Source organism: Streptomyces sp. B1866, from assembly GCF_031932565.1.
GTDB lineage: Bacteria > Actinomycetota > Actinomycetes > Streptomycetales > Streptomycetaceae > Streptomyces.
Genome location: NZ_JAVSCF010000228.1, coordinates 1 through 10,293, shown reverse-complemented (window position 1 = coordinate 10,293; position 10,293 = coordinate 1). Strand labels below are relative to the sequence as shown.

Sequence of the window (10,293 nt, the reverse complement as noted above, 5' to 3'; positions counted from 1 at the left end):
CCCGGCGCATCGCCCGCGGGCAGCTGAGGGCTGCGCTCGGCGGCGGCGGGCTGCCCCGGCGCGGCTACGGGCGTACCCGGTCCCGCACCCTGCGGCGGCCCGGCGGCGGGCCCGCCGGGCCGCCGCAGGCCCGGCCCTGCCCGGCCTGTCCCGGCCCCTTTCAGAAGCCGCGCCGCAGGCCGCCGTCCACCGGCAGCATCACCCCGGTCAGGTACGACGCCGCGGGCGACAGCAGGAAGGCCGCCACCCTGCCGAACTCCTCGGGCCTGCCGTAGCGGCCCAGCGGGATCGCCGCCGCGTTGCGCGCCCGGGCCGCCTCCTGGTCGCCGGTCAGCGCGTCCAGCTCGCGTACCCGGTCGGTGTCGATGCGGCCGGGCAGCAGGCCGACCACGCGTACCCCGCGCGGCCCCAGCTCCACCGACAGCGACTTGGCGAAGCCTGCCAGGCCCGGACGCAGGCTGTTGGAGATCGTCAGGCCGGGGATCGGCTCGTGCACCGAGGCGGACAGCACAAAGCCGATCACGCCGCCCTCGGCCAGCTCGGCGGCGGCGGCCCGCGCGAGCCGCACCGCCCCCAGGAAGACCGTCTCGAACGCCGCCCGCCACTGCTCCTCGGTGTTGTCCGCCGCCAGGCCGGCGGGCGGGCCGCCGACGCTGACCAGGACACCGTCGAAGCGGCCGAAGGCGTCGCGGGCGGCGGCGACCAGCCGGCCGGCGGCGTCCGGGTCGGCGTTGTCGGCTGTCAGGCCGTGCGCGCGCGGGCCGAGCGCGGCCGCCGCGGCGGCGACCGTGTCCTTGTCGCGGCCGCTGACGACGACCCGCGCGCCGGCGGCGACCAGCTCGCGCGCCGCCGCCAGGCCCAGCCCCCGGGTGGCTCCGGTGAGTACGTACACGCGGTCGGTGAGTCCGAGATCCATGAGGTCAGTCTGCCGTGGCCGGCGCGCCGAGCGACAGCGCGCCCCCCACCAGGCCGATGTGGCTGAACGCCTGCGGGAAGTTGCCCAGCTGCCGGCCGGTCGCCGGGTCGTACTCCTCGGCGAGCAGGCCCACGTCGTTGCGCAGCGCCAGCAGCCGCTCGTAGAGGGCGCGGGCCTCCTTGGCGCGGCCGGTCAGCCGCAGCGCGTCGACGAGCCAGAAGGAGCACACCAGGAAGGCGCTCTCGGTGCCCGGCAGGCCGTCCACCGAGGTGCCGTCGGCGGTGTAGCGCCGCAGCAGCCCGTCCACGCCCAGTTCGCGCCGCACCGCGTCGACGGTGCCCACCACGCGCGGGTCGGACGGCGGCAGGAAGCCCAGGCGGGGGATGAGCAGTGTGGCCGCGTCCAGTTCGGCCGAGCCGTACGACTGGGTGAAGGTGCCCCGCTCCGGGTCGTACCCGCGCGCGCAGACCTCGCGGTGCACGGCCTCCCGCAGGGCCCGCCAGCGGGAGGCGTCGCCGGGCAGCCCGGGGCGGGACTCGACCGTGCGCACCATCCGGTCGGCGGCCACCCAGGCCATGACCTTGGAATGCACGAAGTGGCGGCGCGGGCCGCGCACCTCCCACAGGCCCTCGTCCGGCTCGCGCCAGGCGGACTCCAGGAACTCCATCAGCGCCTGCTGGATCTTCCACGCGTGCGGCTCGGCCGCCAGCCCGCGCGCGCGGGCGTAGGAGAACGAGTCCAGCACCTCGCCGTACACGTCGAGCTGGAACTGCCCCACGGCCCCGTTGCCCACCCGCACCGGGGCCGACCGCTCATAGCCGCGCAGCCACGGCAGCTCCAGCTCGGGCAGCCGCCGCTCGCCGCCGAGCCCGTACATGATCTGCAGGTCGGCCGGGTTCCCGGCGACCGCGCGCAGCAGCCAGTCGCGCCAGGCGGCGGCCTCCTCCTGGTAGCCGGCGGCCACCAGCGCGCCGAGGGTGAGGGTGGAGTCGCGCAGCCAGCAGTACCGGTAGTCCCAGTTGCGGACGCCGCCCGGCACCTCGGGCAGGGAGGTGGTGGGCGCGGCGACGATGCCGCCGGTGGGCTCGTAGGTGAGAGCCTTAAGGGTGATCAGCGAGCGGGTCACGGCCTCCTGGTAGGGGCCACGGTAGCGGCAGCGCGCGCTCCACGCCCGCCAGTCCGCCAGGCTGCGCTCCAGGGAGTCGTACGGGTCCACCAGCCGCGGCCGCGGCTCGTGCGAGGGGTGCCAGGTCAGCACGAACGCCACCCGCTGCCCGGCGGAGACGGTGAACTCCGAGCGGGTGCTCAGATTCCGCCCGTACGTGCGCACGGCCGGCTCGGAGCGCAGCCACAGCGAGTCGGGCCCGGCGACGGCGACCCGGTGGCCGTCGCAGCGGCGCACCCACGGCACGACCCGCCCGTAGTCGAACCGCACCCGCAGCACGCCCCGCATCTCCACCGCACCCGAGACGCCCTCCACGATGCGCACCAGGTCGGGCGCGCGGTCGCGCTGCGGCATGAAGTCGACGACCCGGACGCTGCCGGACGCGGTCTCCCAGACGGTCTCCAGCACCAGCGAGCCGTCGAGGTAGGTGCGGCGGGCGCAGGTGTCCGCGCCCGCCGGGGCCAGCCGCCAGTGGCCCTTGTCCGCGTCGCCGAGGAGCGCGGCGAAGCAGGCCGCCGAGTCGAAGCGGGGGAAGCACAGCCAGTCGACCGACCCGTCCCGGCCGACGAGCGCCGCGGTCTGGTGGTCGCCGATGAGCGCGTAGTCCTCGATGCGTTGAGCCACGCAGGGCCGTCTTCCCTGCGACCAGGGCCCTTAGTCCGTCGTGGAGGCTGTCCGGGCGAGGGCCGGGCCGGCTCCGGAGGCGCCGCCGGGGGGCGTGCCGGCCGCGGCCTCGGCCCGCGCGGCGGCCCGGTCGCGCAGCTCGCGGCGGACCAGCACCACCCAGCCCACCGGCACGCAGGCGGCGAACAGCCACCACTGGATCGCGTACGCCATGTGCGGCCCGATGCTGCTGTGATCCGGCGGGCCGACCGGCTCCGGCTGCCCCGAGCCCTTCGGGTCCGACCCGGTCAGCTCGATGTACCCGCCCAGGACGGAGCGGCCCAGGGCCGGGGCCTGCCTACGGCTGTCGATCAGCATCACCTGCCGGTCGGGCAGGCCCTTCTTGTCCCGGACGCCGTTGCCGGGCTTCTCGTCGGCCCGCAGCCGGCCGGTGACGGTCACCCGCCCGGCCGGGGGAGCGGGCACCTTCGGGAAGGCGACCAGGTCGCCGCCGGCCGGAATCCAGCCCCGGTTGACCAGTACGGCGCGGCCGTCGGCGAGGACCAGCGGGGTGACCACGAAGTAGCCGATGGACTGGTCGTCCGAGCCGGTGCGCTGGCGCACGACGACCTCGTGCCGCGTGTCGTACCGGCCGGTGGCGGTCACCGTCCGCCAGGTGTCCGCGCGGGGCACCGGGCGGCCGGGCGCGGTGAGGTCCGCCACGGGCGCGGCCGGGGCGCGGAGGCTGTCCGCGATCAGGTGGTTCCGCGCGACCCGGTGCTCGTGGCGGTGCAGCTGCCAGAAGCCCAGCCGGATCATGACGGGGATCAGCAGGAGCCCCACCAGCGTGAGGACCACCCACTGCCGCGACAACAGGAAGCGGTACACCCCACCGACACTACTCGGCGCCGCGCGCGGGGCGGCCGGTGGGGGCCTCGCCCGGACAATCCGGGCGTCCCGGGCCCGGGAGCGGGGCCTTCCGGCGCGCGTCGCGCTCCTCCGGGACGGCCGGGCTCCGGGACGCGGGACGCGCGCGGTCAGACGTGGTCGACGATGCCGACCTTGCCCTCGGCGCGGGCGCAGTGCGCGCCGCAGTAGAAGTGCCCGTCGGCTTCCACGCCCTGGCCGATGATCTGACAGCGGCAGTGCTCGCAGATGGGTGCCATGCGGTGGATGGCGCAGGAGAAGCAGTCGAAGACGTGGACGGCGCCCTGCGCGTGCACCTCGAACGTCATGCCGTAGTCGTTTCCGCAAACCTCGCAACGTGCCATGCGCCACAGCATGCGGGGCCGCCCGCGGGCGGCGGCCCGCCGGGGCGGGCGCGTCGCGCGGACTTCACCTGAATGCCGGGACGCGCGCCGTGTGCCCCGGCGGCCCCGGAGGCACCGCGCGCCGCCCGCGGCGCCACGCCGACCGGTGCGGACGGCTCCCGGGACCCGTCCGGCCCGCCGCGCGGCCGTCCGCCGGCCCGTCCGCCGGCCCGTCCGTCAGCCCGGCGCCGGGCCCACGTGCTGGAGCAGCTGCACGAAGGCCGCCTCGTCCACGACCGGCGTGCCGAACGTACGGGCCTTGGCGACCTTGGTCGTGGGGCCCTGCGGATCGTTCGTGACCAGCAGGCTGGTCAGCCGCGACACGCTGCCGGCGACGTGCAGCCCCGCCGCCGTGGCCTGGTCCTCCAGCAGCTCCCGGTCCGCCGCCGTGTCGCCGGAGAAGGCCACCCGCATGCCCTGCACGAGCCGCCCGCCCGGCTCGTACCGCCCGGGGTTGGGGTAGGGGCAGGCGGGGCGCCTGCGGCTGGGCCGCCAGGTCCGGTACGCGCCGGGCGGCCGCCGGGGCGCCGGGGCGGAGGCGGCGGGCTCCTCGGCCCACTGCGTGAGCGGCCGGCAGGCCAGCAGCGGCAGCGGCAGCCCGCCGCGCGCCGCTTCCAGCAGGCTCGGCCCGAAGGCCTCCGCGAGCACGCGCGCGTCGTCCAGCGCGTGGTGGGCGCGGCGCTGCTCGACGCCGTAGTACGCGGCCAGGGTCTCCAGCTTGTAGTTGGGCAGCGGCAGGCCGAGCGCCTTGGACAGGGTGATGGTGCACAGCCGCTGCCGCACGGGCGCGGCGGCGCCCACGCGCGCGTACTCCCTGGCGATCATCGACCAGTCGAACGCGGCGTTGTGCGCGACCAGCACCCGGCCGTCCAGCCGCTCGGACAGCTCGGCCACCACGTCCGGGAAGGCCGGGGCACCGGCCAGCATGTCGCCGGTGAGGCCGTGCAGCCACACCGGGCCCGGGTCGCGGCCCGGGTTGACCAGCGTGTACCAGTGGTCCTGTACGGCGCCGCGCGCGTCGAGCCGGTAGACCGCGGCGGAGACGATGCGGTCGTGCCGGGCCAGGCCGGTGGTCTCCACGTCGACCACCGCGTATCCCTCGGGATAACCCGCGGGCCAGGACCGGTGCGCGGGTGCGGGCTGACGGGGCGTCCGGGGCGCGGCCGGCGTGCGGTGTTCGAGCATGATGCCCCAGCATAAGGGCCGCCGCCGACAGCCCCCTGGCGAGCGCGCCGCCGACCGTAGCCCGTACGCCGCCCGGTCGTTGACGAAGTGTCGGCCCTCGCCCGGTCGCCCCGCCGCCCGCACCGGCCGGCCGCACGGGCGGGCCGACAGGGCCCGGCCGTCCTGCCGGCCGGTCCGCGCCCGGGCACGCGCGGGGCGGTATGGGACGATGGCGACCCCGTTGCGTGCGTGTGTCCCCAGGCCGATTCCGGCCACGTCGAGGAGAAATGATGCGACCGCGCGTATCCGCCACCCCCGCCACCCCCGACCGCCCCGGTGCTGTCTCTCCCGCCCACCCGGGCACCCTGTCTCCCGCCCACCCGGGCACCCTGTCTCCCGCCCACCCGGGCCCTGTGGCTCTCGGTCCGTCCGTGCCCGCGCCCCGGGCGGCCCCCTCCGAGCTCGCCCCCTCCACGCCGGACGTACCGGGCGCACCGGATGAACCGGACGCCTCTGGCGGCCCGTCCGGCCCCGGCGGCTCCGAGGGCCCGCCCGGGCCCGGCGCGGCGGCCGGGTCCGCCTACGCCCGGCGCAGGGAGCACATCCAGCGCGTCAGCCGGACCTACCGCCCGGGCGGGCCGCTGCCGCACGTCGACTACACGCCGGCCGAGCACGCCACCTGGGCCGCCGTCCACCGGGCCCTGGACGCCCTGCACGAGGACCGCGCCTGCGCCGAGTACCGCGAGGCGGCGCGGAGCCTGGACCTGCCGCGCACCCGCGTCCCGCAGCTGGCCGAGGTCTCCGAGCGCCTGACGCGGCTCACCGGCTTCCGCCTGGAGCCCGCCGAGGGCACCGTCTCCGGCGAGCGGTTCTACCGGGCGCTGGCAGAGGGCTGCTTCCTGTCCACCCAGTACCTGCGCGACCCGGCGTCCCCGTTCTACTCGCCCGAGCCCGACCTGATCCACGAACTGGTCGGCCACGCCGTGTCGCTGGCCAGTCCCGTGCTCGCGGACCTGTACCGCCGGGCCGGGCAGGCCGCGGGACGCGCGCGCGACGCGGCCGAGGCCGCCGAGTTCGACCGCGTCTTCTGGTTCACGCTGGAGGCCGGAGCAGTGCGCGAGGGCGGCCGGGTGCGCGCCTACGGCGGCGCGCTGCTGTCGTCCGCGGACGAGCTGCGGGCGCTGGACGCGGCGGCCGTACGGGACTTCTCGGTGGCCGCCGTCACCGCGCAGGACTTCGACATCACCCGGCGGCAGCCGGTGCTGTTCGCGGCCGGCTCCCTCGCGCAGGCCGCGGAGGCCCTGCGCGGCTACCTGGCCGGCTTCGGCACACGGCGCTCCTGATTCCCAGCCGCACGCCGTGCACCGGATGTCAAGTGGTGTTCGCTCTCGTCAAAGAGGAATGGTCGCTACCGCGGCACGATGAGTGCACGGCATCGCTCACGGTGCCTGCTGCGGCCGGGTGGTGCCGGACGGGGGACGGGGGAGGGGTCGCAGCAGGACGGTTCGCACGCCGACCGGCGCTCCGGCGCCGGCCGGCGGCCGGTTCCTTCGGCTGTCACGGGGGTGCAGCCGAGGCACCGCGGCCACGCGGCCGACACGACACGACATCCTTCAGGGGGACGCCATGGCATCGGGAGAACCGCCGCGCGCGTACGGGTGTCGTGCCATGCGAGAAGACGGAGTGCCCGCGGCGCCGTACCGGGTGTCAGGGCCGCGGGCACTCCCGGATAATCGGGGCGTTTGGCGCCCGCCTCGGCGCGGAAGGAATGATTCGGGCCATCCCGGAGCGAACGGCTTGCGCGAAAGCGGGCGGCCGACAAGGCTGACCCCGTTGGCTTGGAAGACCGCGCGAAGGGGCCGCGGCGCCCTGGGAGGCCGTATGGCACAGTCGCACGCGACAGGGGACGTGCCCGCGTGCGAGCAGTTCGACTACTTCCGTCACCTGGTGTCGAACGCGTTCGTGCCACTGGACGCCGTGCCCCGGACCGAGCCGCGCGTGTCGCTTGAGCGCTTCCCGGCCGAGATCCGGCAGCGCAGCCTCGGCGCCATGGGGATCAGCGAGCTGCGCACGCAGCCCCACGTGGTCAGCCGCACGCCGCGGCTCATCGCGCGCAGCGACCCGGACTACTACAAGCTCATGCTCCAGACGTCCGGCTCCGCGCTGATCGTCCAGGACGGGCGCGAGGCGCGGCTCGAAGCGGGCGACTTCACCATCTACGACACCACCCGGCCGTACACGGTGGCCTGCGACGGGCCGTTCCGGGTGGTGGTGTTCATGTTCCCGCGCGAGCTGCTGCGCCTGCACGACCACGAGATCGGCAGGCTCACCGCCACCCGCACGGACGGGGACCACGGACTGGGCGCCCTGGTCAGCCAGTTCCTCACCCAGCTGGTCCAGCGCATGGACGAGGTCGACGGGTTCGCCGGCGTCCGGCTGGCCACGAACGTGCTGGACCTGCTGACCACCGTCTACGCCGAGCGGCTCGACGCGCGCCCGGCCGACGGCGACGCCACCAGACGGGCCCTGTGCCTGCGGATCAAGCAGTTCATCGAGGCGCGGCTGAGTGATCCCGGCCTGTCCCCGGAGACCATCGCCGCCGCCCACCACATCTCCGTGCGCTACCTGCACAAGCTGGTCAGCGCCGAGGGCCTGACCGTCTCGGGCTGGATCCGCCGTCGCCGCCTGGAGTGCTGCGCCCGCGACCTGCGGGACCCCCTGCTGGCGGACCGGCCGATCGGGACGATCGCGGCGGCCTGGGGCTTCCTGGACGCCACCCACTTCAGCCGGGCCTTCAAGATGGCGTACGGCGTGAGCCCGCGCGAGTACCGCGCCTGCGCCGACAGCCGCGGCTGCGTCGACCTGGCCGCGATCCAGGGCGGTTGACCGGCCCGACCCGCGTTCCCGCCCCTCCCGGGCGCCCGGCGCCCTGACCGCCCGTACCGCCTCGCCCGCGCGGCCGTCCGCCCGCGTGGCCGCCGCGATGGCCCATGCCCGAGGGGTTGTCATGCATATGTCGACTTTGCTGGTTTTTCTTTTGCTCTCCGTGCTGAACCAGACACCGGCGCCTGGCCGGTTACCGAGATTCCTGGAAGGTGTCCGATGACTCTTCGCAGTCGCCTGTTCATCGGCGGTGCCTGGCGCGCCGCGGACGGCGGGGCCGAGTTCACCACGTACGACCCCGCCACCGGCGAACCGCTGGGCCGCTGCGCCGAGGCGTCCGGCGGCGACGTGGACGCGGCCGTCGCGGCGGCCCGGGCCGCCGCCGAGGACCCCGCCTGGACCCGGCTCGCCCCCGCCGCGCGGGCGCGCCTGCTGTGGCGGGTGGCCGACCTCGTGGAGGAGCACGCCGATGAGCTGGCCGCGCTGGAGACGCGCGACCAGGGGCAGCCGATCGGGATCGCCCGCGAGGTCAGCGTCGCGGGCGCCGCCGAGCACTTCCGGTACTTCGCGGGCTGGTGCACCAAGATCGAGGGCGCGGTGGTGCCGGTGTCCCTGCCGGACACCCTCCATTACACGCGCCGCGAACCCGTGGGCGTCTGCGCGCTCATCACCCCGTGGAACTTTCCCCTCATGATCGCCTCATGGAAGCTCGCCCCAGCGCTGGCCTGCGGCAACACCGTCGTTGTCAAGCCTCCGGAGCAGGCCCCGCTGACCACCGTGCGGCTGGTCGAGCTGTGCGAGCGGGCCGGCTTCCCGCCCGGTGTGGTCAACCTCGTCACCGGCGGCCCGGCCGCAGGGCGCGCGCTGGTCGGCCACGAGGGCGTCGACAAGGTGTCCTTCACCGGCTCCACCACCGTCGGGCGGGAGATCGTCAGGAGCGCGGCGGACAGCCTCAAGCGGGTCACCCTCGAACTCGGCGGCAAGGCCGCGAGCGTCATCGCCGAGGACGCCGACATCGACGCGGCCGTCCAGGGCAGCCTGCACGGCGCCCTGCTGAACTCCGGCCAGGTCTGCGCCGCCTACACCCGCTTCTACGTGGACCGGCGGCGGGCCGGCGAGTTCACCGACAAGCTCGCGTCGGCTGCCGACAGCCTGCGGCTGGGCCCCGGCTCGGACGAGAAGACCGCGCTGGGACCGCTGGTCTCCGACGAGCACCTGCGGCGCGTGGACGAGTACGTGCGCACCGGCGTGGCCGAGGGCGCCCACATGGTCGTCGGCGGTGAGCGGGCCGACGGGGAGCTGTCCGCCGGGCACTTCTACCGGCCGACGGTCTTCGGGGCCGTACGGGACGACATGACCATCGCGCGCGAGGAGATATTCGGGCCCGTCCTGTCCGTCCTGTCCTACGACGACGCCGACGAACTCGCCGAGCGCGTCAACCGCACCCCGTACGGCCTGGCGGCCTCCGTATGGACGCGCGACCTGGCGACGGCCCACCGGATGGCCGCGGACATCCGCGCGGGCGCGGTGTTCGTCAACTCGCTGCCCATCCCCGACGCGGCCGCGCCGTGGGGAGGCTTCAAGGCCAGCGGGTGGGGCCGCGAGATGGGACCGCAGGCGATCGACGAGTACACCGAGACAAAGGGGGTGTGGGTCAACCTGGGCTGAGCGGCGGCCGGACGCGGCGCCCGGGCCGCGCTCCTCGGACGCGGCGCCTGGGACGCGGCGCCTGGGACGCGGCGCCTGGGACGCGGCGCCTGGGACGCGGCGCCTGGGACGCGGCGCCTGGGACGCGGCGGGGGGGGAAGGCAACCGCCTCGCGCGGGGCGGCGGTACGGCCGTCCCGGACGCCTGCCGGGGACCGCGGGCCCGGCAGGCGTCACGACTCGGCGGCGACCCGGACCGCCAGCCCCACCAGCGCCGCGCCGGCCGCCGCGTCCAGCGCGCGGCTGACCCGGGGCGCGCGCAGCAGCCCGGCGACGCGGGAGACGGCCAGCGAGAACACCCACCACCACACCAGCGCCAGGCCCAGGAAGACGCCGGCCAGCACCGCGCTGGTGCGCAGGCGCGGCTCGCCCGGAGCGACGAACTGCGGCAGCAGGGTCAGGAACAGCAGGGCGATCTTCGGGTTGAGCAGGTTGTTCAGCAGCCCCTGCCGGAACGCCCCGCCCCGCGCGGCCGGGGGCGCCGGCTCCACCGCGCCCGCGGCGCCGGCCGGTACGCGCGCGGCCGCGCCCGGCTCCCCGTCGGCC

The 10,293-nt window shown here is 75.9% G+C and carries 9 protein-coding genes; 3 read left to right on the top strand and 6 right to left on the bottom strand.

Features of this window, described 5'->3' with window-relative positions:
* Positions 1-160 precede the first annotated feature (160 nt).
* The 5 genes from RKE29_RS23680 to RKE29_RS23660 all read right to left on the bottom strand — a co-directional run bounded on the left by RKE29_RS23680 (position 161) and on the right by RKE29_RS23660 (position 5,179).
* Positions 161-916 carry an SDR family oxidoreductase gene (locus RKE29_RS23680; protein WP_312007616.1) on the bottom strand — a complete coding sequence of 252 codons (756 nt, stop codon included), beginning with the start codon at positions 914-916 and terminating at the stop codon, positions 161-163.
* A gap of 4 nt (positions 917-920) precedes the next feature.
* Positions 921-2,705: a glycoside hydrolase family 15 protein gene (locus RKE29_RS23675; RefSeq protein ID WP_312007615.1), complete on the bottom strand. Its 1,785-nt coding sequence runs from the start codon at positions 2,703-2,705 to the stop codon at positions 921-923.
* Positions 2,706-2,735: 30 nt separating this feature from the next.
* Positions 2,736-3,572, bottom strand: a complete 837-nt coding sequence (locus RKE29_RS23670) for an SURF1 family protein (protein ID WP_312007614.1) — start codon at positions 3,570-3,572, stop codon at positions 2,736-2,738.
* Between the two features lie 149 nt (positions 3,573-3,721).
* Positions 3,722-3,955, bottom strand: a complete 234-nt coding sequence (locus RKE29_RS23665; RefSeq protein ID WP_312007613.1) for a hypothetical protein — start codon at positions 3,953-3,955, stop codon at positions 3,722-3,724.
* 216 nt (positions 3,956-4,171) lie between these two features.
* Entirely contained in the window at positions 4,172-5,179 is a 1,008-nt protein-coding gene (locus tag RKE29_RS23660) for a DEDDh family exonuclease (protein ID WP_312007611.1), read from the bottom strand.
* A gap of 392 nt (positions 5,180-5,571) precedes the next feature.
* Here RKE29_RS23660 and RKE29_RS23655 point away from each other — a divergent pair, with 392 nt between their 5' ends.
* From RKE29_RS23655 to RKE29_RS23645, 3 genes are all read left to right on the top strand, one after another.
* Positions 5,572-6,501 carry a phenylalanine 4-monooxygenase gene (locus tag RKE29_RS23655; RefSeq protein WP_312007610.1) on the top strand — a complete coding sequence of 310 codons (930 nt, stop codon included), beginning with the start codon at positions 5,572-5,574 and terminating at the stop codon, positions 6,499-6,501.
* 538 nt (positions 6,502-7,039) lie between these two features.
* On the top strand, positions 7,040-8,044 hold the full coding sequence (locus RKE29_RS23650) for a helix-turn-helix domain-containing protein (RefSeq protein ID WP_312007609.1): 1,005 nt from the start codon (positions 7,040-7,042) through the stop codon (positions 8,042-8,044).
* 216 nt (positions 8,045-8,260) lie between these two features.
* On the top strand, positions 8,261-9,709 hold the full coding sequence (locus RKE29_RS23645; RefSeq protein WP_312007608.1) for an aldehyde dehydrogenase family protein: 1,449 nt from the start codon (positions 8,261-8,263) through the stop codon (positions 9,707-9,709).
* A 211-nt stretch (positions 9,710-9,920) separates the two neighbouring features.
* Here RKE29_RS23645 and RKE29_RS23640 read toward each other — a convergent pair.
* The coding region (locus RKE29_RS23640; RefSeq protein ID WP_312007607.1) for a LysE family transporter at positions 9,921-10,293 on the bottom strand (373 nt) is incomplete at its 5' end.

Excerpts from the sequence above, each read along its gene's own strand:
- RKE29_RS23665 (WP_312007613.1), bottom strand. The coding sequence starts at position 3,955 with ATGGCACGTTGCGAGGTTTGCGGAAACGACTACGGCATGACGTTCGAG.
- RKE29_RS23645 (WP_312007608.1), top strand. The coding sequence starts at position 8,261 with ATGACTCTTCGCAGTCGCCTGTTCATCGGCGGTGCCTGGCGCGCCGCG.
- RKE29_RS23650 (WP_312007609.1), top strand. The coding sequence starts at position 7,040 with ATGGCACAGTCGCACGCGACAGGGGACGTGCCCGCGTGCGAGCAGTTC.
- RKE29_RS23660 (WP_312007611.1), bottom strand. The coding sequence starts at position 5,179 with ATGCTCGAACACCGCACGCCGGCCGCGCCCCGGACGCCCCGTCAGCCC.
- RKE29_RS23680 (WP_312007616.1), bottom strand. The coding sequence starts at position 916 with ATGGATCTCGGACTCACCGACCGCGTGTACGTACTCACCGGAGCCACC.